The organism is Rhizobacter sp. P2_D12 (assembly GCF_056404395.1).
Map to the genome: position 1 here is coordinate 43,228 of NZ_JBFUEB010000026.1, position 20,793 is coordinate 64,020.

Sequence of the window (20,793 nt, forward strand, 5' to 3'; positions counted from 1 at the left end):
CTCGGGCGATTAGCTCAGTGGTAGAGCGCCTCTTTGACGTGGAGGATGTCGGGAGTTCGACCCTCTCATCGCCCACCAAGTACACGTCGACAAAAGAAGGCCTGTCCCCCCAAGGGACAGGCCTTTTTTCATTGCCCGGAGGTTCGTGATGGAGATGACGCCGCGCCGCAAGGCCCAGATCGAGGCGCATGTCGACGAGACGCGCGCGCTGATGGCCGACCTGGCCTTCGAGCTCAACGACCTGGTGCGCTTCGCGCTGTCGGCCGCGAAGCCGAAGGCACACAAGCTCTACCACCCGATGGACCCGGTGAACGACGGCATCCGCAACTGGCGCGAGCTGAACCGCAAGCTCGCGAAGCTGGCCGCGAGCGTCGACGCGACGACCGCCCGGCTGGGCGTGCCGCCGTTCGATGCGGAAGGGCCGGCGGACGGCTAATATGCCCGGCGCATGGCCCGCACCGACCCATCTCCCACCCTGATGTCATGGGCCGTGGCCGTCGGGGCCGGCGCGCTTGCGATGGCGGCACGTGCGGCGCTGCAGCCGATCCTCGAAAGCGCCTGGCCGTTCGCGTTCGGCTTCCCGGCGCTGGTGCTGATCTCGCTGCGCTACGGCGCCGGCCACGGCCTGCTGACGGCGGGGGTCTGCGGGCTGTGGACGGTCATTCCCGGCTTCGCGCCGCACCTGCCGCGCGGCGAATTCCCGATGAACCTGCTGGCGGCCGGCTCGTCGGCGCTGGTGACGGTGCTGATCTGCGCGCAGTTCCGCAGGCCGCAGGCGCCCGATCCGCTGGCCGGCATCGACCCGCAGGCGCTCGAGACCCCGCTCACGCGCTTCCTGCGCGCGGTGATGTGGGGCGCGGCAGTGCTGCCATTGGCGGGCTTCATCGCCGCCAGCTGGTGGGCTTACCAGGAAGCCTACGCCGACGCACGCGCGACGCTGCGGCGCGCCAACGACGTCGCGGCCGGCCATGCGCAGCGGGTGTTCGAGGCCTCGCAGCAACTGGCCCTGAAGACCCTCGAGATCGTCGGCAACTCCGACGAGCAGGTGCGCGCCAACGAGGCCGCGCTGAAGCAGCGGCTGACGGACATGGGCATCGGCATTCCCGGCGTGGTCTCGATCTCGGTGTGGGATGCCGACGGACGGCATCTCGCGAGCAGTGCGTTCCCGGTCGGATCGGGCGAGGTGTCGATCGCCGACCGCGCCTACTTCGCGGAGATGAAGGCGACGCAGGCCAGGCTGGTGATCGGCGAGGTCGTGGCGGGCCGCGCCACCGGCCGGCCTGCGCTGAGCGTGGCGGTGCGCCGCACGCTGCCCGACGGCCGCTTCGGCGGGCTGGCGGTGATCGCGATCACGCCGGCCTTCTTCGAGGAGTTCTACCGCTCGATCGCACTGGAGGAGACCGATCTCAGCACCTTCACGCTGTTCAAGAGCGACGGCACGCTGCTGACGCGCTGGCCGGCGCCGCCGGTCGGAGTGAATCGCCTGCCCGAGGCCAGCCCGGTGATGGCCGAGGTGCGCAAGGGGGCCGCGTCGGGGGTGCTGAGCCTGCGTTCCAGCTTCGACAGCCTGCCGCGGCTCGTCAGCTACCACCGCGTGCGCTCCGACCTGCCGGTCTACGTCAGCAGCTCGCTGCGCGACGACGCCATCCTGGCGGAGTGGAACCGCCTGGTCGCGCTGCTGGCGGCGATCGTGTTCCCGGTGACGGTCGGGCTGGTGTACGTGGCGTGGCTGGCGCTGCGCAAGACCCAGCTCGAACAGCGCATGGCGATCGACTTCAACGCCGAGGCGCGCAAGCGTGCGCAGGCCGAGAAGGCGCTGATCCAGTCGCAGAAGCTCGAGGCGCTGGCGCAGCTGACGGGCGGCGTCGCGCACGACTTCAACAACCTGCTGGCCATCGTCAACAGCAACCTGCACGTGCTGAAGAAGCTGCGGCCCGAGCTGGCCGAGATGAAGCAGCTGGGCGCGATCTCGCGCGCGGTCGGCTCCGGTGCGCGGCTGACGCGCCAGTTGCTCTCGTTCTCGCGGCGCCAGGCGCTGAAGCCGGAACGGGTTGACCTGCGGACCTGGCTGCCGGCGGTGTCCGAGCTGCTGAAGGCGACGCTGGGCGGCAACGTCGCGTTGTCGCTGGAGGTGGCCGAGGACGTGCGACCGGTGCGGGTCGACGTCGGCGAACTGGAGCTGGCGCTGATCAACCTGGCCTCCAACGCGCGCGATGCGATGCCGGGCGGCGGCGACTTCACGATCGAGGTTTGCAATGCGCCCGGCGACCTGCCCCGGGTGCTGGTGCGCGCCACCGACAACGGCACCGGCATCGCACCTGAACTCGCGGCCAAGGTGTTCGAGCCGTTCTTCACCACCAAGCCGGCCACCAAGGGCAGCGGCCTCGGGCTGAGCCAGGTGCAGGGCTTCTGCGTGCAGGCGGGCGGGTCGGCCGAGGTCGAATCGCATCCGGGGCGCGGCACGTCCATCCTGCTGTGGCTGCCGGCCGATGGCACGGCCGAGCCCGAACTGCCGACGCCGGCGGCGCCACCGCAAGCCAGCGTCAGCGGCTGCGTGCTGCTGGTCGACGACAACGACGAGGTGCTCGACGCGACGGCCGACATGCTGCGGGCCTCGGGCCTGGACGTGCGCCATGCGCGCTCGGCCGCGGCGGCGCTGGAGGAACTGGCCCGTTTCCACGACGGGATCGATCTCGTGTTCTCCGACGTGTCGATGCCGGGCGACATGGACGGCATCCAGCTGGCGCACGAGGTCCGCCGGCGCTGGCCGACGCTGCCCGTGGTGCTGTTGACCGGCTATGCGTCGCGCATCCACGACGCGACCGCAGCCGGGTTCCGGGTGCTCAGCAAGCCGGTCGGGTCGGAGGCGCTGCTCGACGAATTCGCGCGGGCGCGGCTGCTGCGCTGAAGGGTTCAGCCGCGCTCGATGTCGTCGCTGTCGGGCTCGTCGCCGTCGGCCAGGCCGGCGACGTCGGTGTCCTCGTCGTCCGACGCCAGGCGCCGCCCGGCCGCATTGGTGGCGTACATCGGGTCCGACACCAGGTGGTCGGGCAGGATGTCGGCCGCATCGTCGGCATCGTCGCCGGTGGCCGAGCCGCGCTCGCCGGTGCCGCGCGCGTCGCTGTCGCTGCTGCCGCGCACCGGAAGCGAGCCGAGTTCGCCGGGGTTGTCGGCGTCGGTGGGCATCGCCCGCTCGCCCTGCACGTCGCTGCCGCTGTCCGAGCTGTCGCTCGGGCCGAGCGCATCGACGTCGCGGCCCTTGGCGCGGGGGGCGGCGCGTTCGCCGCCGAGGATGCTGCTGGTCGCCATGGTGGTGTCCTTTCGCGCTTGTTTCGCGGTTGGCATGGCAGCAGACTAGGCCGCGCCGCGGCGCGCGTCTGTAGGGCAGGGCGCGGCCTGCCGTAGGAAATCGGCGTGCCTGCATGCCCGGCGGGAAAACCCTTCGCGGCGGTGTGACAGCGCGCTCCTAGAATCGTTGTGCAACTGCACATCGACTGCACGACGGTCAGACACCAAGGAGTTCGCCGAATGGCCCCGACCCGCCGCGCTTCCGCCAAGCTGGAAGCCGCTTCCCCCGACGCCGCCAAGGAGGCAGGCTCGATGCGGGTGCTGAAGAAATATCCGAACCGCCGCCTCTACGACACCCAGACCAGCAGCTACATCACGCTGGCGGATGTGAAGGCGATGGTGTTGTCGGGCCAGGAGTTCGTCGTGCGCGACGCGAAGACGTCGGATGACCTGACGCGCAGCATCCTGCTGCAGATCATCCTGGAGGAAGAGACCGGCGGCGTGCCGATGTTCTCGTCGCAGATGCTGGCGCAGATCATCCGCTTCTACGGCCATGCGATGCAGGGGATGATGGGGTCGTACCTCGAGAAGAACCTGCAGACCTTCACCGACATGCAAAGCCGCTTCGCCGAGCAGTCGAAGGGGCTGAGCCCCGAGATGTGGACGCAGTTCCTGAACGGGCAGACACCGGCGGTGCAGGGCCTGATGGGCAACTACCTCGAGCAGTCGCGCAGCATGTTCGAGCAGATGGCCAAGCAGGCCGAGGCCTTGTTTCCCGGAATGCCGGGATTTGTCCCGCCGAAACGCTGACGGGGCAAATGGGCAGCCCGGATGCCAATCCGGGGCCGCATGAGAAAATCGCGGCATGACTCAAGATTTGCTGGCGCCCGCTGCCGCCAACGCCACCCCCAAGATCGGCTTCGTCTCGCTCGGCTGCCCGAAGGCGCTGACGGACTCGGAACTGATCCTCACGCAACTGCGCGCCGAGGGCTACGACACCTCCAAGACCTTCGCCGGGGCCGACCTGGTGATCGTCAACACCTGCGGCTTCATCGACGACGCGGTCAAGGAAAGCCTGGACACCATCGGCGAGGCGCTGGCCGAGAACGGCAAGGTCATCGTGACCGGCTGCCTGGGCGCCAAGGCCGGCGAGGGCGGCGGCAACCTGGTGCGCCAGATGCACCCGAGCGTGCTGGCCGTCACCGGCCCGCATGCCACCCACGAGGTGATGGACGCCGTCCACACCCACGTGCCCAAGCCGCACGACCCCTTCGTCGACCTGGTGCCGGCCCAGGGCATCAAGCTGACGCCGCGCCACTACGCCTACCTGAAGATCAGCGAAGGCTGCAACCACCGCTGCAGCTTCTGCATCATCCCCAGCATGCGCGGCGACCTGGTTTCGCGCCCGATCGGCGACGTGCTGGGCGAAGCCCAGCGGCTGTTCGAATCCGGCGTCAAGGAGCTGCTGGTGATCAGCCAGGACACCAGTGCCTATGGCGTCGACGTCAAGTACCGCACCGGCTTCTGGGACGGCAAGCCGGTGCGCACCCGCATGCTCGACCTGTGCGAGAAGCTCGGCGAGCTGGCCGAGCGCCACGGCGCCTGGGTGCGCCTGCACTACGTCTACCCGTATCCGCACGTCGACGAGGTGCTGCCGCTGATGGCCCAGGGCCGCGTGCTGCCTTACCTGGACGTGCCGTTCCAGCATTCGCACCCCGACGTGCTCAAGCGCATGAAGCGCCCGGCCAACGGCGAGAAGAACCTCGACCGCCTGCAGCGCTGGCGCGAGATCTGCCCCGAGCTGGTGGTGCGCAGCACCTTCATCGCCGGCTTCCCGGGCGAGACCGAGGCCGAGTTCGAGCACCTGCTCGCCTTCATGCGCGAGGCGCGCATCGACCGCGCCGGTTGCTTCGCCTATTCGCCGGTGGCCGGTGCCACCGCCAACGATCTGCCCGACGCGGTGCCGGCCGAGCTGCGCGAAGAGCGCCGCGCGCGCTTCATGGCGGTCGCCGAGGAGGTGTCGGCCGCCAAGCTGCGCGAGCGCATCGGCGCGACGATGCAGGTGCTGGTCGATTCGGCGCCGGCGCTCGGCCGCAAGGGTGGCGTCGGCCGCAGCTATGCCGATGCGCCGGAGATCGACGGCCACGTCAAGCTGCTGCCGCCCGAGAAGGCGTCGAAGACGCTGAAGGTGGGCGAGTTCACGAAGGCGCGCATCGTCGGCGCACAAGGCCACGACCTGGTCGCGCAACCCATCTGAAATGGCCACGCAAGGCAAGCAGGATCAGCGCACCGGGCTGATCCACCATCCCTACGAGCCGCCGGCCGGCTTCGGCGCGGTGGCGCCGGGCGTGTACAAGGCCTCCACCGTCATCTTCGCCGACACCGCGGCGCTGCATGCCCGCACCTGGAAGGAGAAGACCGGCTACACCTACGGGCTGCACGGCACGCCGACCACCTTCACGCTCGAGGAGCGCATCGCGGCGCTCGAGGGCGGCGTGCAGGCGCTGCTGGTGCCCAGCGGGCTGGCCGCGATCACGCTGGTCGACATGGCGCTGCTCGAGAGCGGCGACGAGGTGCTGATCCCGGACAACGCCTACGGGCCGGGCAAGGAGCTGGCGCGCCATGAGCTGGCGCGTTTCGGCATCGCGCACCGCTTCTACGATGCGATGGACCCGGCCTCGCTGCAGGCGGCGATCACGCCGGCGACGAAGCTGCTGTGGCTGGAGGCCGCCGGCTCGGTGACGATGGAATTCCCCGACCTGCCGGCGCTGCTGCGCATCGGCCGCGCGGCCGGCCTGGTCTGCGCGCTCGACAACACCTGGGGCGCCGGGCTCGCGTTCCAGCCCTTCGAGCTGGGCGTCGACATCTCGGTCCAGGCGCTGACCAAGTACCCGTCCGGCGGCGGCGACGTGCTGATGGGCTCGGTGACGACGCGCGACGAGGCGCTGCACCTGAAGCTCAAGTTCTGCCACATGCGCATGGGCTGGGGCGTCGGCGCGAACGACGTCGAGTTCGTGCTGCGCTCGCTGCCGTCGCTGGCGCTGCGCTACGACGCCCAGGACCGCGCCGGCCGCGTGCTGGCCGGATGGTGGGCGGCGCGGCCCGAGGTGGCGCAGGTGCTGCACCCGGCGCTGCCGGCGTCGCCCGGCCATGCGGCCTGGAAGGCGCTGTGCACGCGCGCGGCGGGGCTGTTCTCGGTGGTGTTCGACGAGCGCTACAGCGTGGCCCAGGTCGAGGCCTTCGTCGACGCGCTGAGGCTGCACAAGATCGGCTACTCGTGGGCTGGCCCGGTCAGCCTGGTGGTGCCGTACCAGCTGTCGGCGATCCGCCGGCAGCCGGCCTGGCACGGTTCGCTGGTGCGCTTCTCGGTGGGGCTGGAGGCGGTCGAAGACCTGGTCGCCGATTGCGAACAGGCGCTGCAGGCGCTGGGCTGAAGCCGGCCCCTAGTCCTTGTTGGAAGAGACCTTGTGCCGCATCAGGCGGCCCTTCTCGCGTTCCCAGTCCTTCTTCTTCTCGGTGTTGCGCTTGTCGTGCTCGGCCTTGCCCTTGGCCAGCGCGATCTCGGCCTTCACCAGCCCGCCCTTGTAGTGCAGGTTCAGCGGCACCAGCGTGAAGCCGCGCTGCTCGACCTTGCCGACCAGCCGCTTGATCTCTTCCTTGCGCATCAAGAGCTTCTTCGTGCGGTCGGCCTCGGGGTTGACGTGGGTCGACGCGCTGCGCAGCGCATTGATGCGGCAGCCGATCAGGTACAGCTCGCCGTCGCGGATCAGCACGTAGCCGTCGGTCAGCTGCACCTGGCCGGCGCGGATCGCCTTGATCTCCCACCCGTGCAGCACCATGCCGGCCTCGTAGCGTTCCTCGAGGTGGTAGTCGTGATGGGCGCGGCGGTTTTCGGCAATCGACATGGGATCCAGATGAGGCGCGTGGCGCTCAATACAATCCGGCGATTGTATGAAGCATGTCAAGAAGTCCGTCCTCCTTTGGTATTCGGCGCACGAGATGTACGCGCTCGTCACCGACATCCCGAGCTATCCGCAGTTCCTGCCGTGGTGCGAACGCGCCGAGGTGCTGGCCGGCGACGACGCCGGCGTGACCGCGCGCCTGCACCTGTCGTTCGCCGGTGTCGGGCAGGCCTTCACGACGCGCAATGCCCAGGTGCCCGACGAGAGCGTGCACATGACGCTGGTCGACGGGCCATTCTCGGCGCTGGATGGCACCTGGCGCTTCGTGCCGCTCGGTTCCCCCGGCAAGGAGCACGCCGAGGCCTGCAAGATCGAGTTCGAGCTGCGCTACGAGTTCGCCAACGCGGCGCTCGAGATGGTGATCAGCCCGGTGTTCGACCGCATCGCCAGCACGCTGGTCGATTCCTTCGTCAAGCGGGCGGAGCAGGTGCATGGACCCCGCTGAGCCTGCCGGCGAACTGGCGATCGAGGTGGCCTGGAGCCCGCGTGCCGGCGAGGTGAGGGTGGTGGCGCTGCGCCTGCCGCCCGGGGCCACGGTGCACGATGCCTTGCGCCGCAGCGGCGCGCTCGAGGCCGGGTCGGGGATGGACCTGTCCAGCTGCCGTGTCGGCACCTGGGGGCACCTGAGGGAGTTGACCGACCCGCTGCGCGACCGCGACCGGGTCGAGATCTGGCGCGGGCTGCGCGTCGATCCGAAGGAGGCGCGGCGGCAGCGCTCGCAGCGTCAGGTGCGCTCGCGCTGAGCCGGGCTCACTTGCAGTCGGAGGTGATGATCTCGCGGGTGCGCCGCGATTCCTCGGCACGTGCCTTGTCGTCGAGGATCTCGCGCTCGCCCTTGTCGTTGACGCGGGCCATGCGCATGCCGTCGTCGAGGGCGCGCTGCTGCGCCTTGGCGCGGCTGCAGTTCTCGGCACGCGCGGCGGCCTGCTTGTCTTCCTCGGCCTTGCGCTTGGCCGCTTCGTCCTGTTCGGCCTTGCGGCGCTTGGCTTCCAGCTCGGGATCGGTGGTGCGCGGGCCGCTCGCGGGGGCCGAAGCCGCTGCGGCCGCCTGGGTCGTGCCCTGCATCGGCGCGCGGCGCCCGGCGCCGGCGGGGCGCTGCAGGATGTCCTGCTCGGCCACCGTGGCCGGCGGCGGGATGTCGCTGTACTGCACGTGACCCTTGCCATCGCGCCACTTCCACTGGGCCAGCGCGGAGCTGTTCAGGCCGATCGACAGGAGGGCGAGCAGGGCGCAGGCACCCAGCTTGGCTGGCGTGCTGGAAGGTAGAAATTGCATGGCCGAAAGTGTAGTCGCCGGGACATGTGAGCAGGCGCGGTGCACTGTCACCTTTTGTACGCCGGTGCCCGCCTGCACGACGAGGGCCGTGAAGAATTACCGCTTTGGCGCCGCACCGGCTTCGGGGCCTCGCCGAAGCCCTTGTCGGACGGGTGCGTGCGACCTCCGTATAATTCGCTTTTGCGTCAGGAGTTTTTCTCATGCGCCTTCTTGGCAAAGCGCTCACCTTCGACGATGTGTTGTTGGTGCCGGCCTTCTCCCAGGTATTGCCCCGCGACACCTCGCTCGCGACCCACCTCTCCCGCAACATCCGCCTGAACCTGCCCCTCGTCTCCGCGGCGATGGACACGGTCACGGAAGCCCGCCTCGCGATCGCGATCGCGCAAGAGGGCGGCATCGGGATCGTCCACAAGAACCTCTCGCCCAAGCAGCAGGCTGCCGAGGTGGCGCGCGTGAAGCGCTACGAATCGGGCGTGCTGCGCGACCCGATCACCATCTCGCCGGGCGTGCCGGTGCGCGACGTGATCAACCTGTCGCGCCAGCACGGCATCTCGGGTTTCCCGGTGCTGGAAGACGGCAAGGTGGTCGGCATCGTGACCGGCCGCGACCTGCGCTTCGAGACGCGCATGGACATTCCGGTGCGCGAGATCATGACGCCGCGCGAGCGACTGGTCACGGTGCGCGACGGCGCTTCGCTGGCCGACGCGAAGGCGCTGATGCACAAACACAAGCTGGAGCGCGTCGTCGTCGTCAACGATGCCTTCGAGCTGCGCGGCTTGTTTACCGTCAAGGACATCACCAAGCAGACCAACTTCCCGAACGCCGCGCGCGACTCGCACGGCAAGCTGCGCGTCGGTGCCGCGGTGGGCGTGGGCGAGGACACCGAGGAGCGCCTCGAGCTGCTGGTCAAGGCCGGCGTCGACGCGGTCGTCGTCGACACCGCGCACGGCCACAGCGCCGGCGTGCTCGACCGGGTGCGCTGGGTCAAGAAGAACTTCCCGCAGATCGACGTGATCGGCGGCAACATTGCCACCGGCGCGGCCGCGCTGGCGCTGGTCGARGCSGGYGCCGAYGSSGTCAAGGTSGGCATCGGSCCKGGCTCGATCTGCACCACSCGCATCGTYGCCGGTGTSGGCGTGCCGCAGATCACCGCGATCGACAACGTGGCCACCGCGCTCAAGGGCACCGGCGTGCCGCTGATCGCCGATGGCGGCGTGCGCTACTCGGGCGACATCGCCAAGGCCATCGCCGCCGGCGCCTGCACCGTCATGATGGGGGGCATGTTCGCCGGCACCGAAGAGGCGCCGGGCGAGATCGTGCTGTTCCAGGGCCGCAGCTACAAGAGCTACCGCGGCATGGGCTCGATCGGCGCGATGCAGCAGGGCTCGGCCGACCGCTATTTCCAGGACAACACCGGCGCCAACCCGAACGCCGACAAGCTGGTGCCCGAAGGCATCGAGGGCCGCGTGCCGTACAAGGGCTCGATGGTCAGCATCGTGTTCCAGATGGCCGGCGGCCTGCGGGCGTCGATGGGCTATTGCGGCTGCCCGACGATCGACGACATGCGCGAGCGCGCCGAGTTCGTCGAGATCACGTCGGCGGGTATCCGCGAGAGCCACGTGCACGACGTGCAGATCACGAAGGAAGCCCCCAACTACCGCATGGAGTGACGCCGGCCGCGCCGGCCGCGTCAGCGCCCTTGACCACGACGAGTTCCACGACCGAGCCTGTGCAGCCCGCTGCCGGACGCCCGGCGGCGATGCGTTTCATCCTGTTGACCGTGCTGATCGACATGGTGTCGATCGGGCTGATCGTGCCGGTGCTGCCGGCGCTGGTCGGCAGCTTCACGGCCAGCAAGGCCGAGCAGGCCTTCTGGTACGGCGCGGTGGCCTTCACCTTCGGCATCGCCAACTTCCTGTGCTCGCCGATCCTCGGCGCGCTGTCCGACCGCTACGGGCGCCGGCCGGTGCTGCTGCTGGGCTTCTGCGGTTTCGCGTTCAGCTTCTTCGCGACGGCGCTGGCGACGCAGCTGTGGGTGCTGGTCGCGGTGCGGCTGGTGAGCGGCGCGCTGCAGGCGAATGCGGCGGTGGCCAACGCCTATGTCGCCGACATCACCGCGCCGGAAGACCGCGGCCGCCGCTTCGGCCAGCTGGGCGCGATGTTCGGCCTGGGCTTCATCCTCGGCCCGGTGATGGGCGGGCTGCTGGGCGCGATCGACGTCCACCTGCCGTTCTTCGCCGCCGGCACGCTGGCGCTGGTGAACCTGGCCTACGGTTTCTTCGTGCTGCCCGAATCGCTGCCGGTGGAACGCCGCCGCACGATGACGATGCGCTCGCTGAACCCGGTGGCCGCGCTGGTGCAGCTGGGCCGGCTGAAGGGCGTCGGCGGGCTGATGGCCGTCAGCGCGCTGGCCACGCTGGCGCAGTTCGTGTTGCACACCTCGTGGGTGCTGTACACCGGGCTGCGCTTCGGCTGGGGCCCGAAGGAGAACGGCTGGTCGCTGTTCGCCGTCGGCATCGCGTCGGCCATCGTGCAGGGCTTCCTGCTGCAGCGGCTGCTCAAGCGCTTCGGTGCGACGCGGCTGGCCACCCTTGGCCTGGTGTCCAGCGCCATCGCCAACCTGGCGTGGGCGCTGGCCACCGAAGGCTGGGTCATGTATGCGGTGATCGCCTGCAACGTGTTCGGCTTCACCGTCGCCGCGGCGATCCAGAGCATCGTGTCGAACGCTGCCGATCCGCGCACGCAAGGGCAGACCATGGGCGCGATGGCCGCGCTGACCAGCCTGACGGCGGTGCTCGCGCCCATCGTCGGTGCCCCGCTGCTGGGGCTGGTGTCGCACCTGCCGGCCTCCGACTGGCGCGTCGGCGCGCCGTTCTACTTCTGCGCGGCGATGCTGGCCCTGGCCACCGTGATCGCGCGGCGTCATTTCTCCCGCCAATCCACCCCGACCGAGCCTGTCGCCGCAAGCGCGGGCTGAGACCATGCACGACAAGATCCTCATCCTCGATTTCGGCTCCCAGGTGACCCAGCTGATCGCGCGCCGCGTGCGCGAGGCGCACGTCTACTGCGAGATCCATCCGAACGACGTCGGCGACGCCTTCATCCGCGAGTTCGCGCCCAAGGGCATCATCCTGTCCGGCAGCCACGCCAGCACATACGAAGAGCACGAGCTGCGCGCGCCGCAGGCGGTGTGGGACCTGGGCGTGCCGGTACTGGGCATCTGCTACGGCATGTTCACGATGGCGGTGCAGCAGGGCGGGCAGGTCGAGGCCAGCACGCACCGCGAGTTCGGCTATGCCGAGGTGCGGGCGCACGGCCACACGCCGCTGCTGAACGGGCTGGAGGACTTCAAGACGCCCGAAGGCCACGGCATGCTGAAGGTCTGGATGAGCCACGGCGACAAGGTCACCGCGCTGCCGCCGGGCTTCAAGCTGATGGCGTCGACGCCGAGCTGCCCGATCGCCGGCATGGCCGACGAGTCGCGCGGCTACTACGGCGTGCAGTTCCACCCGGAGGTGACGCACACKGTGAAGGGGCGCGAGCTGCTGAACCGTTTCGTGCTCGACATCGCGAAGGCCAAGCCCGATTGGGTGATGGGCGATTACATCGCCGAGGCGGTGGCGCGCATCCGCGAGCAGGTGGGCAACGAAGAGGTGATCCTCGGGCTGTCGGGCGGTGTCGATTCGAGCGTCGCGGCGGCGCTGATCCACCGCGCGATCGGCGACCAGCTGACCTGCGTGTTCGTCGACCATGGCCTGTTGCGGCTGGACGAAGGCCGCATGGTGATGGACATGTTCGCCGGGCGCCTGCATGCGAAGGTGATCCACGTCGATGCGAGCGACCAGTTCCTCGGCCACCTGAAGGGCGTGAGCGACCCGGAGGCCAAGCGCAAGATCATCGGCCGCGAGTTCGTCGAGGTGTTCCAGGCCGAGGCGAAGAAGCTGAAGTCGGCCAAGTGGCTGGCGCAGGGCACGATCTACCCGGACGTGATCGAGAGCGGCGGCGCCAAGACGAAGAAGGCGGTGACGATCAAGAGCCACCACAACGTCGGCGGGCTGCCCGAGACGCTGGGGCTGAAGCTGCTGGAGCCGCTGCGCGAGCTGTTCAAGGACGAGGTGCGCGAGCTGGGCGTGGCGCTCGGCCTGCCGCCGGAGATGGTGTACCGCCACCCGTTCCCGGGCCCGGGCCTGGGCGTGCGCATCCTGGGCGAGGTGAAGAAGGAGTTCGCCGACCTGCTGCGCCGCGCCGACGCGATCTTCATCGAGGAACTGCGCAACACGCGCGACGCCGCGACCGGCAAGACCTGGTACGAACTGACCAGCCAGGCCTTCACGGTGTTCCTGCCGGTCAAGAGCGTCGGCGTGATGGGCGATGGCCGCACCTACGACTACGTGGTGGCGCTGCGCGCGGTGCAGACCAGCGATTTCATGACCGCCGACTGGGCCGAGCTGCCGTACAGCCTGCTGAAGAAGGTGTCGGGGCGCATCATCAACGAGGTGCGCGGGATCAACCGGGTCACGTACGACGTGTCGAGCAAGCCGCCGGCGACGATCGAGTGGGAGTGAGTCAACATCGTTCCACGGTGTTTCAGAGCATCCCAAGACAACCCGATTTCGCTGCAGGGACAAGGACTTAGCGTCCCACGACGTCCCATCGAATCCAGAGACGTCCCAGGCGTCCTGACGGTTGACCTGACGGTATCCGAGCACCTAGGCTGGCAGACCTGCGGCGATACCGTCAGCCCCCATGACGGTATCCGGTTCTGCGACCAAGGACGGATCGGAGATCTCATGGACACCTCGGTGGATCGGGCTCGCGTTGGGCTGGCCAGCGCGAAGACGCGTCACGGATTGACAGAAGCCAAGCTGCGAGAGCTACAGCCTGGCGAGCGGGTGTACAAGGTCAGCGACGGAGGCAACGGTCTCTACGTCGTCGTCTCGCCCAGCGGGAGCCGGTCCTTCCGCTACGACTATCGGCTGAGCGGCCGACGCGAGACGTTGACCATCGGACGCCATGAGCCGGTTGCGCGTCATGCCCAGCGATCTCACCTTGCCTATGGCATGGATGTGACCCTGGAGGAGGCGCGCCTGCTGCTGGCTCGGGCTCGTGTCGATGTCAGCTCCGGGCGGTCGCCCGCCCGAGCCAAGGTCGAGCAGCGCAGCGAAGTCGCCGACGCCATGAGCTTCGGGCGGTGGGCGACGCGGTATTTCGAGTTCAAGTCCGACGCCAAGAGTGGTGCCGAGCGACTGGCCGACAGCACGCTGTCATTGCGGCGTTCGATCTACAACCGCATCCTGGCCGGCCCGTTCGGGAAGCTGAACCTCGATGAAATCAAACCGGTCGCGCTGGGTGAGTTGCTCGACCGCGTCAAGACTGAACGAGGGCCTGGTCCGGCCGTGCACGCCAGGGAACTGGTGTTGCAGGTCTATCGGTTCGCCAATGGCAAGGGCGTCGATATCGCCAATCCGGCTGAAGCGCTCGCGCGGAAGGCCTACGCGACGTTTGTCCCGCGCGAGCGCAACCTGAGCCGCCATGAAATCAAGACGTTGCTCGACGGACTGGAGAAGACTGGCACCGCCCCGACACTGCGGCTGGCTGTCAGGTTCTTGCTGCTGACCGGTGTTCGCAAAGGTGAGTTCATCGGGGCCACCTGGACGGAAGTGGACTGGGAGCGGGCGCAGTGGCTGATCCCTGCCGAGCGAATGAAGGCAGGCAAGCTGCACACGGTATACCTGGCCGAGCAGGCCCAGGACATCCTGACAACGCTTCGAACCTGCTTCCCGTCGAGCAGATTCGTCCACCCCAGCCGTTATGACTCCGCCGAGCCGATCAGCCAGGCCACGCTGAACCGGACGATCGCCGCGGCGGTGGACCGGATCAACGAGGATCGAACACCGGATCAGGAGCCGTTTCTGCCGGTCTCCGTCCACGACCTGCGCCGAACGTTCTCGTCACGGCTCAACGATGCCCTCTTTCCGGAGGCCTTGATCGAAGCCTGTTTGGCCCACCAGAAGAAGGACCAAGTTGCCGCAGCCTACAACCATGCGCGCTTGTCTGGGCCAAGGCGGGTTCTCATGCAAGTGTGGGCGGACATGCTGGACTGCTGGATGCGTGGCGAAACTGCCAGGGAGGTCATCGTCCGGGGCAAGGCGAAGATCGATGCGGCTGCGCACGACGCAGAAGGTATGAACCTGTAGGGCGAAGCCTTCGGCCTTACGACATTTCGTGATGCCTTCGGCGTCTTCCTACCGCCGAGATGCTGGGTTCAGGTTCGCGCAGGATCGCATGGCGTCGGCGATCAGGGTTCCCTTGGGCGCGTAGACGGGCGCCAGGCCTCGACTCGCCGACTAGCGGGTCGCGAAGCGGTGCGTCGTGATGTGAGGGGGTCCTGTCTAAAGGTTGGATTGCGAGTCGGTCGTGGGGCTCGCGTGCCTGTCGTTCGCGGCCCAGACGCTAGGATGGCTGACAACATGACGGGTACACCGGGTGGTCCATCGGGGAGGAACTACTACGACGAGCTGTTCGCGCGCTTGTCGGCCCGTTCGTCTGTCTCATTTGCGGTCGAATCGGCGGCTGAGGCCTACCTCGACGGCAAACCGCAGTTGCTTCGCAAGAAGAGAGCCACGAGGAGAGAACGCGACAGCCTGTTCTGGTCAAGCCGCCCCGTGATCGAGTGCCCGCCAGCGTCGTGGAACTCCGAGGTGATGGTGCTCGCGCTGGCGCGCTACCTCGGGCAAGAGCCGGTTGTTGCCATGGGGCTGATCTCCCGGGTTGCGCAGGTCGCGCCTGCCACCTTGATCCGTGCGGTCAGGTACTCGGGCCTGGCCCTGAACCAGCACGCGCCGCGCCGCACGGAACTGGAAGAGGCCGCTGTCGGACAGGCGGAGGTGCTTGAGCTGTGCCGCGTGCTCACGATCTTCGATCTGGCCTATCGAGACCGTGTGGCTGCATTGAACATGCAGAAAGCGTTGCTGGCTGGGTTGTCGGCCTTCGACCTTCTGATCTATGCCAGCTTCTACGCCTTCGAGCGTCTGGTGCCGAGGGACTTCGAGACCAGGACTCCAGCGCCGGCCACCGGTACTGACCCTCAGGTCGCCTGGGACGCGATCAACGATCTGCTGGCGTGGAAGCTGGAAGGCGCTGAGGTGTCGTCGCTGAAGCTGACGGATGCCGACATCGGCCGATCGGTGGCGACTCATCTTCGCCCCATCCTGTTTGACACCAGCCATAGCGCCGCTGCGGTGCTGCTTCACCGATTGAGTGTCTTTCACGATCTGGTGGCAGCTCAGATCGAGTTGAACGAGTTCGTGGACAGGTCTGCGCATGCGTTCAGCTACGACGACAGCATCAGGTTTGTGCGGCAGGGTGACCGCCTGGAGATCGTGGAAGTGGACCCTGCGGCACGGAGTGCCTGGCAGCGAGATGGCCGGAAACTTGAACGGCTGCACGGCTACTGGTTTCATCGCGCGGTGGATGCCTTCGTCGCCCATGTTGCGGCCGATCCGGCCCGATGGGCGATCGGTCGTCCGGAGAATGCGGACGCCAACCGGCTGGCGTGGGTTCGGGCCCTGCAGGCGCAGTTTCGTTTGCGTGAGGTCTACGGTGTTGCCGACGTCGTGGCGACGGATGCCGGCGAGCAGGTCGATCTCTTCCAGGCGCTGCTGTCGCTGAACCTGATGTCGGCGTTCTTCCTGGGTGACTTCCTGGCCGCGTTCGCGACTCGCCTGGATGCCACGGCTGGGTGGATTGGGGCGTTGCAGCGGTTGGCGATCGACGGCTTGCGGGAAGGCCTGCAGAACCGGCTGCCGCTCACCTGGTCCGGTCGAGACGCGAAGGTGGTCAACATCACGGGGTGGACCGTGACGGCAGCCCAGCCGCGAGGTGATGCCAGGATGGCCTCTGCGATCCTGGACTTCTGGACATACGATCTTGTCGCGATGTCAGCCCAATTCAAGGGCGATGCGCCGGGTCTGAGGCCGCACTTCTACGAACGTCCGGTGCTGAAGTTCGGGGCGACATTGGTTCAGTTGCCGTGGATCGTCGGCATGCAGAGCAACAGCACTGCGGCGATCAACAACTTGCGTCGGCTTGGCGCGCGACGTGGTCAGGCCCGCGAGGAGACGCAACGGATCGAAGCCGCGCTGGCCCGATTGCTCGAATCTCGCGGGTTTACGACCTTGCTCAACTGGAAGCCACCGCGGGACGAAGACGATCCTGGCGAAGTGGACGTGATCGCGACGCTCGGTCAGCATCTCTTCGTCCTGGAGGTGAAGTCAACGTTCCTGCGCCGCTCGCAGCAGGAAGCCTGGCTCCATGCCAGCGGCACCTTGCGCAAGGCGGGTGGTCAACTTCAGCGCAAGCTCGATGCGGTGTCGCGGGCCATCGGTTCGGACCTCGGGTTCCGCGCCTCGCTCGGCTTGACCAAGCCTCCGTTGCCGCAGCACCAGCATGGCTGGATCGTCGACACTTGTATCGAGTGCGACCACCAGCGCTTTGCCGGTTTTCTGAAGGTCTCGATCGAGGAAGTGTTGATCGCGCTTCGAGACGACCGCCACCTGCTGAACGATCCTGAGGGCCTGCTGTCTGGGACCTGCGGCGCAGACAAGTCCGCTGAGGACGATTCGCGCCCGGGCGAATGGACGCTTTATCCAGAGGGCTTCAGCGTCGAGCGCTTCATTGAGGTGATCGAGACCGAGGCTGTCTGGGACGAGATCTGCGTGGGCACCGCTGAGTGAGCCGCCTGAGGCGGGCAGGGCGCTGCCGTTCCCTCCCTCGATTTCAAGAATCTTCGTCGTCGCTGCTCACGATCGGGCTAAGAAGCGTGTCCCGTCCCGGCGAGTAGCGGTAGCCCTGCGCCTTGAGATCGAGGACTTCCTGCTCGGGCCAACCCTTCTTGACGAACCGGGCGACGACTTCGTCGGTGATGTCCACGACGTCCCACTGGCCGATCACGTCGGTGATCTTGGAGACGGTCGACTTGGCATTATCGAGCAGCTTGCGGACGTCCTCGATGGGGTAGCCGCCCACGGCGCGCTCGCCGATTTCCGGGTGTCCCGTGTCGACCCGAAAGAAATCGCCAAGCAGCTCGTATTCACCATCCCACTCGACCTCGATGCGGTCCGGCTCGTCCCGCAGGGTGATCGGCTGCCGCTTGCCTTGCCAGACCAGGCACATGGCCAGATGCTCGTTGGGCTCGAGCAGCCAAGCGTCGCCGATGCCGGTCGAGAAGAGCGCGAACGGCGGACACGCGGGGCCGTCCTTGGTGACGACGCCTTTCGCCTCGCCTCGCAACTCCGCGCCGATGATCGACTCGCACTCGTCGCGGATCGAGCGCACCTGGGCGACCGCATGGGCGTTCTCGTTGCATTTGACGACGTGGTGCCAGTGATCGTAGCCGGCTTGCTTGGCGACGCGATTTAGCAGCTCGGCGTGCTTCCCGGCGCCGGAGCGTTGGAGCTTCTTGGCTTGCTTCTTGAGGCGCTCGACGGTTTCGTCGGGCGTGGGGATGTAGCGCATGACAGATTCCTTCTGTATGCGAATCGCAGGTGCCCACTGCCTAGACTCGCCTACAAAGGGAATCAGGGATGGAAGTTGGTTGAGGGCCGTCCCGCGAGGGTTTGCCGTGGTGGGCAGCAGGCGCCGACATGCGCCGGAATGGACTTTAGCCCAGCGGCGGCCCGGCGGTCAACGCCGCCGCATCTGGCCTAAGGGAGCGCTCCGGCGAGGAACGGGGAGGGCCGTTGGCGCCGAACGTCGCCCCAAGGCATGACGCGCGTCACGGGCGTCGCGCCGAGCACGCGGTCGCCCATCGCGGCGAGGAAGCGCCTCGGGTAGAGCTACTCCGGGGTGTCGTCGAGACGAATCTTGACCTTCGGCAGCCGGCCGATCGCCTTCTCGACGTCGCCGTCGTCCGCCGGCACGACCCCAGCCTGCGGCTCGACGCCGGGCCCCTCGGGGATGACTGTTCCCCAGGGAGGCGAGTGTCCGGAACGGAGGCCATGAGCTGGCGTTCGCCAGCGGCAGCCTTAGGGTTGTCCACCTGACAGCGTCGGATCTCGCTACGCGCTATCAATGAGATTGCCGGCATAGCGATGCTTCCATCAGCGGCAAGAGTAATCAATCTTCATCGCACAGTTTCTTCATGTCCGGGACAACTGCAGCTCTTTGAACTCTTCACCAAGGAAGCGAAACTTGTGGCGGAACAGGCCTGCGAGCTTGGTATCCGCTGTTGCGAAAAAAATCTGACGAGACCCGTTGATCGCCAGGTGGCGCAGATGATCGAGGAATGAGAGGACGTTGATGTCGTCGACGTGCGCCACCGGATCATCGAAGAGCAACACTGGAGGGCCTGAGCGGAGGCGGCCGTTCATGGCCAAGAAAAGCGAAAGCGCGAATGCGGCGCGCTGTCCGGTACTCATCTGATCGAGTTCGACCTTGGCACCCGTTTGGCGGCGAACGATAGCCAGCGTGCCGCGCTCGGCGCTCAGTTCGAACTCATTGGGCATGTGTATGCTGGCGAACGTGCGCGCAATCTCTTGCGCATTCTCGGCAAGGATTTGATTGGTCAGTTCTCCGCCCGAGCTTTGCTGCGTCAGCGTCTCCAAAACACGCTCGGCATCAATTAGGTGCCTGATCTTCGTATCGCTGGCCCCGACCTTCGTGGTGAGGTCTGCGACCGCCTTGGTTTCCTTGTCAAGAGCTGCATCGTTGGTGCTTTCCTGCGCGATAGCTGTGGCGACTCTCGCAACGAGTTGCTGAGTAGTGGAAAGATTGACAGCGATTTCGTCGGCTGTTACGTCAGCACCGATCATCAGAATCGATGTCAGAATCTGACGAGCGCCTAGTGCGGTTTCCATGTCGGAAACCTGCTTGGTGACTACTCTTGCAAGCGCTTCGGCGCTGCTTGGAAGATCGATCGACAGGCGCGCGACCAGAGCTTCGCACTCTTGCTGTACTTCACTTGATTCCTGCAGGGCGTTCTTGGATGCCTCTTGCGAAGCAGAGAGTGCTTCTTTGTTGTTCGCTTGCATGGCCTGCAACTCATCGAGAGATTGCAGCTCAGGCAGTCCGGCTGCTAGCAACCTCTTGGACAGGTCTTCGGAAGAAAGCCCGTCGGCCTGTAGTTGTTGGATCTGACTTTGTGCCGCGTCAAGACTCGTGCGGTCGCGTTCGAACAAGGCCCTTTCCTGGCCGATCTGCGCGAGTGCCTCGCGGACCGTTGTTGATAGGGCACTGTCCCCCATAAACGCCCGCATGGGCTCCAGTGTCGACTGTGCCGAGCGAACGCTGACCAATGCGTCGTCCACCCCAGCGATATCCGCTTGAAGCAGAGCCGCTTGCTCGGAAGTGCTGCCGTCGACATCGGCCATCATCCGGACGAGCAACTGGCCGCTTTCGAACTCAGTGTGGCAAACGGGGCAGTGATCGGGATTGGGAACACGCTGCAAGATGTCTTGGGCTGTAGCGCGTAGACGCTGTGTGAGAACCGTCAGGCTGCTCTGCGTCCTTTCCAGTGCCTGAAGAGACGACCGGCCTGTGATGAGCCGGCGTTGTAGTTCTTCCGCACGCGCCTCGACAGAAGAAACGGCCGCCTCGATACGTTGGTCTAGCAGATGCTCGACGGTGTTCTCGTTCACGTTGTTTGCGACAAGCGCAAGCCTCGCTGCACGTGCGCGGAAACTATCCTGGCAGTCCCGTACCTGCTTGGCGAGCCGCGCAAAGTCCGTGCGCGCGTAGGGCAGCAGCGCATCGACCGCCGAAATCCGGTCTGCCGCCGCCTGCACGGCGCGCTGTGTTTTGGACTGCTCCATTTTGGCGGCCTTGGCTCGCTCATCCAGTGCAGTCGCCTTCCCTGCTTCCTCGTTCAGATTCGCCAAGAGCCGCAGCGCGCTTTGCGGATCGCTGTGCAGCACATTGACCGAGGAATGGCGAAGGAGTTCGGTTGCTGAGACCGCTTCTTGAAGGCTCTCGCGCAGCGAAGGGATGCTGCCTTTTTCTTCCGGCGGCTGTAGCCACCCCAACTGCTTCAACGCGGCAAGCAGTTCAAGGAACAGACTGTCCGAGAGCTTCGGTGCGCTCTTGATGGTACCGACACGGCCCTCGGCGGCCAGCTTCAGCTGCTTATGGGTCGCGTTGTCGCGGCGGAGATTCTTCAGCTCGTCGCGTACTTGATCGACAACGCGACGGAGCCGATCTGCCAAGTTTTCAGCCGCTGCTCCGAGCACGAGGCGGGTTACGTCGGCGCCTATTTGGTCCGAACTTGCTGATA

General features: G+C 66.9%; 17 protein-coding genes and 1 tRNA gene. 13 read left to right on the forward strand and 5 right to left on the reverse strand.

Translation table 11 applies throughout. The features are described from left to right. Window positions 1-3: 3 nt before the first annotated feature. From AC1DYN_RS11425 to AC1DYN_RS11435, 3 genes are all read left to right on the forward strand, one after another. Window positions 4-78 (forward strand) — tRNA-Val (locus AC1DYN_RS11425). A 70-nt stretch (window positions 79-148) separates the two neighbouring features. Then, entirely contained in the window at window positions 149-436 is a 288-nt protein-coding gene (locus AC1DYN_RS11430; protein ID WP_477959448.1) for a hypothetical protein, read from the forward strand. A gap of 12 nt (window positions 437-448) precedes the next feature. Beyond that, window positions 449-2,908, forward strand: a complete 2,460-nt coding sequence (locus tag AC1DYN_RS11435; protein WP_477959450.1) for an ATP-binding protein — start codon at window positions 449-451, stop codon at window positions 2,906-2,908. Window positions 2,909-2,913: 5 nt separating this feature from the next. Here the strand turns inward: AC1DYN_RS11435 and AC1DYN_RS11440 are convergent, their stop codons facing one another. Next, window positions 2,914-3,309 (reverse strand): hypothetical protein, encoded by a 396-nt coding sequence (locus AC1DYN_RS11440; RefSeq protein ID WP_477959452.1) that lies wholly within the window; start codon window positions 3,307-3,309, stop codon window positions 2,914-2,916. Between the two features lie 219 nt (window positions 3,310-3,528). Here AC1DYN_RS11440 and phaR point away from each other — a divergent pair, with 219 nt between their 5' ends. From phaR to AC1DYN_RS11455, 3 genes are read left to right on the forward strand one after another with little or no spacing between them, the layout of a single operon-like run. After that, window positions 3,529-4,098 (forward strand): polyhydroxyalkanoate synthesis repressor PhaR, encoded by a 570-nt coding sequence (phaR, locus tag AC1DYN_RS11445; RefSeq protein WP_477959454.1) that lies wholly within the window; start codon window positions 3,529-3,531, stop codon window positions 4,096-4,098. A gap of 55 nt (window positions 4,099-4,153) precedes the next feature. Continuing rightward, window positions 4,154-5,545, forward strand: coding sequence for a 30S ribosomal protein S12 methylthiotransferase RimO (gene rimO, locus AC1DYN_RS11450; protein ID WP_477959456.1), 1,392 nt, complete (start codon window positions 4,154-4,156; stop codon window positions 5,543-5,545). A 1-nt stretch (window position 5,546) separates the two neighbouring features. Then, window positions 5,547-6,722, forward strand: coding sequence for a PLP-dependent transferase (locus AC1DYN_RS11455; protein ID WP_477959459.1), 1,176 nt, complete (start codon window positions 5,547-5,549; stop codon window positions 6,720-6,722). Window positions 6,723-6,731: 9 nt separating this feature from the next. Here the strand turns inward: AC1DYN_RS11455 and smpB are convergent, their stop codons facing one another. Continuing rightward, window positions 6,732-7,193: an SsrA-binding protein SmpB gene (smpB, locus tag AC1DYN_RS11460; protein WP_477959460.1), complete on the reverse strand. Its 462-nt coding sequence runs from the start codon at window positions 7,191-7,193 to the stop codon at window positions 6,732-6,734. A 46-nt stretch (window positions 7,194-7,239) separates the two neighbouring features. Between smpB and AC1DYN_RS11465 the strand changes: the two genes are divergently transcribed. Together AC1DYN_RS11465 and AC1DYN_RS11470 are read left to right on the forward strand one after the other, a co-directional pair. Further along, the gene (locus tag AC1DYN_RS11465; protein WP_477959462.1) at window positions 7,240-7,695 is read left to right on the forward strand and encodes a type II toxin-antitoxin system RatA family toxin; all 456 of its coding nucleotides are present in this window, start codon (window positions 7,240-7,242) and stop codon (window positions 7,693-7,695) included. Beyond that, the gene (locus tag AC1DYN_RS11470) at window positions 7,682-7,993 is read left to right on the forward strand and encodes an RnfH family protein (RefSeq protein WP_477959464.1); all 312 of its coding nucleotides are present in this window, start codon (window positions 7,682-7,684) and stop codon (window positions 7,991-7,993) included. Before AC1DYN_RS11465 ends, AC1DYN_RS11470 begins: the two co-directional genes overlap by 14 nt. A gap of 7 nt (window positions 7,994-8,000) precedes the next feature. Here the strand turns inward: AC1DYN_RS11470 and AC1DYN_RS11475 are convergent, their stop codons facing one another. After that, on the reverse strand, window positions 8,001-8,525 hold the full coding sequence (locus AC1DYN_RS11475; RefSeq protein WP_477959466.1) for a DUF4124 domain-containing protein: 525 nt from the start codon (window positions 8,523-8,525) through the stop codon (window positions 8,001-8,003). Between the two features lie 200 nt (window positions 8,526-8,725). Here AC1DYN_RS11475 and guaB point away from each other — a divergent pair, with 200 nt between their 5' ends. The 5 genes from guaB (at window position 8,726) to AC1DYN_RS11500 (ending at window position 17,260) form a co-directional block, all read left to right on the forward strand. Further along, window positions 8,726-10,195 carry an IMP dehydrogenase gene (gene guaB, locus AC1DYN_RS11480; RefSeq protein WP_477959468.1) on the forward strand — a complete coding sequence of 490 codons (1,470 nt, stop codon included), beginning with the start codon at window positions 8,726-8,728 and terminating at the stop codon, window positions 10,193-10,195. An 89-nt stretch (window positions 10,196-10,284) separates the two neighbouring features. Then, entirely contained in the window at window positions 10,285-11,502 is a 1,218-nt protein-coding gene (locus AC1DYN_RS11485) for an MFS transporter (protein WP_477959470.1), read from the forward strand. 4 nt (window positions 11,503-11,506) lie between these two features. Then, window positions 11,507-13,090, forward strand: a complete 1,584-nt coding sequence (gene guaA / locus AC1DYN_RS11490) for a glutamine-hydrolyzing GMP synthase (protein ID WP_477959472.1) — start codon at window positions 11,507-11,509, stop codon at window positions 13,088-13,090. A 225-nt stretch (window positions 13,091-13,315) separates the two neighbouring features. After that, on the forward strand, window positions 13,316-14,722 hold the full coding sequence (locus tag AC1DYN_RS11495) for a tyrosine-type recombinase/integrase (RefSeq protein WP_477959474.1): 1,407 nt from the start codon (window positions 13,316-13,318) through the stop codon (window positions 14,720-14,722). A 261-nt stretch (window positions 14,723-14,983) separates the two neighbouring features. Further along, the gene (locus tag AC1DYN_RS11500; RefSeq protein WP_477959476.1) at window positions 14,984-17,260 is read left to right on the forward strand and encodes a hypothetical protein; all 2,277 of its coding nucleotides are present in this window, start codon (window positions 14,984-14,986) and stop codon (window positions 17,258-17,260) included. A gap of 43 nt (window positions 17,261-17,303) precedes the next feature. Here the strand turns inward: AC1DYN_RS11500 and AC1DYN_RS11505 are convergent, their stop codons facing one another. Continuing rightward, window positions 17,304-18,041: a hypothetical protein gene (locus tag AC1DYN_RS11505; RefSeq protein WP_477959478.1), complete on the reverse strand. Its 738-nt coding sequence runs from the start codon at window positions 18,039-18,041 to the stop codon at window positions 17,304-17,306. A 623-nt stretch (window positions 18,042-18,664) separates the two neighbouring features. Then, window positions 18,665-20,793, reverse strand: a 2,129-nt coding sequence (locus AC1DYN_RS11510) for an SMC family protein (protein WP_477959480.1), incomplete at its 5' end; no start/stop codon positions are given.

Excerpts from the sequence above, each read along its gene's own strand:
- AC1DYN_RS11500 (WP_477959476.1), top strand. The coding sequence starts at position 14,984 with ATGGCTGACAACATGACGGGTACACCGGGTGGTCCATCGGGGAGGAAC.
- AC1DYN_RS11475 (WP_477959466.1), bottom strand. The coding sequence starts at position 8,525 with ATGCAATTTCTACCTTCCAGCACGCCAGCCAAGCTGGGTGCCTGCGCC.
- AC1DYN_RS11485 (WP_477959470.1), top strand. The coding sequence starts at position 10,285 with ATGCGTTTCATCCTGTTGACCGTGCTGATCGACATGGTGTCGATCGGG.
- AC1DYN_RS11440 (WP_477959452.1), bottom strand. The coding sequence starts at position 3,309 with ATGGCGACCAGCAGCATCCTCGGCGGCGAACGCGCCGCCCCCCGCGCC.
- AC1DYN_RS11430 (WP_477959448.1), top strand. The coding sequence starts at position 149 with ATGGAGATGACGCCGCGCCGCAAGGCCCAGATCGAGGCGCATGTCGAC.
- AC1DYN_RS11495 (WP_477959474.1), top strand. The coding sequence starts at position 13,316 with ATGGACACCTCGGTGGATCGGGCTCGCGTTGGGCTGGCCAGCGCGAAG.
- phaR (WP_477959454.1), top strand. The coding sequence starts at position 3,529 with ATGGCCCCGACCCGCCGCGCTTCCGCCAAGCTGGAAGCCGCTTCCCCC.
- AC1DYN_RS11465 (WP_477959462.1), top strand. The coding sequence starts at position 7,240 with ATGAAGCATGTCAAGAAGTCCGTCCTCCTTTGGTATTCGGCGCACGAG.
- AC1DYN_RS11470 (WP_477959464.1), top strand. The coding sequence starts at position 7,682 with ATGGACCCCGCTGAGCCTGCCGGCGAACTGGCGATCGAGGTGGCCTGG.
- smpB (WP_477959460.1), bottom strand. The coding sequence starts at position 7,193 with ATGTCGATTGCCGAAAACCGCCGCGCCCATCACGACTACCACCTCGAG.
- rimO (WP_477959456.1), top strand. The coding sequence starts at position 4,154 with ATGACTCAAGATTTGCTGGCGCCCGCTGCCGCCAACGCCACCCCCAAG.
- AC1DYN_RS11455 (WP_477959459.1), top strand. The coding sequence starts at position 5,547 with ATGGCCACGCAAGGCAAGCAGGATCAGCGCACCGGGCTGATCCACCAT.
- AC1DYN_RS11435 (WP_477959450.1), top strand. The coding sequence starts at position 449 with ATGGCCCGCACCGACCCATCTCCCACCCTGATGTCATGGGCCGTGGCC.
- AC1DYN_RS11505 (WP_477959478.1), bottom strand. The coding sequence starts at position 18,041 with ATGCGCTACATCCCCACGCCCGACGAAACCGTCGAGCGCCTCAAGAAG.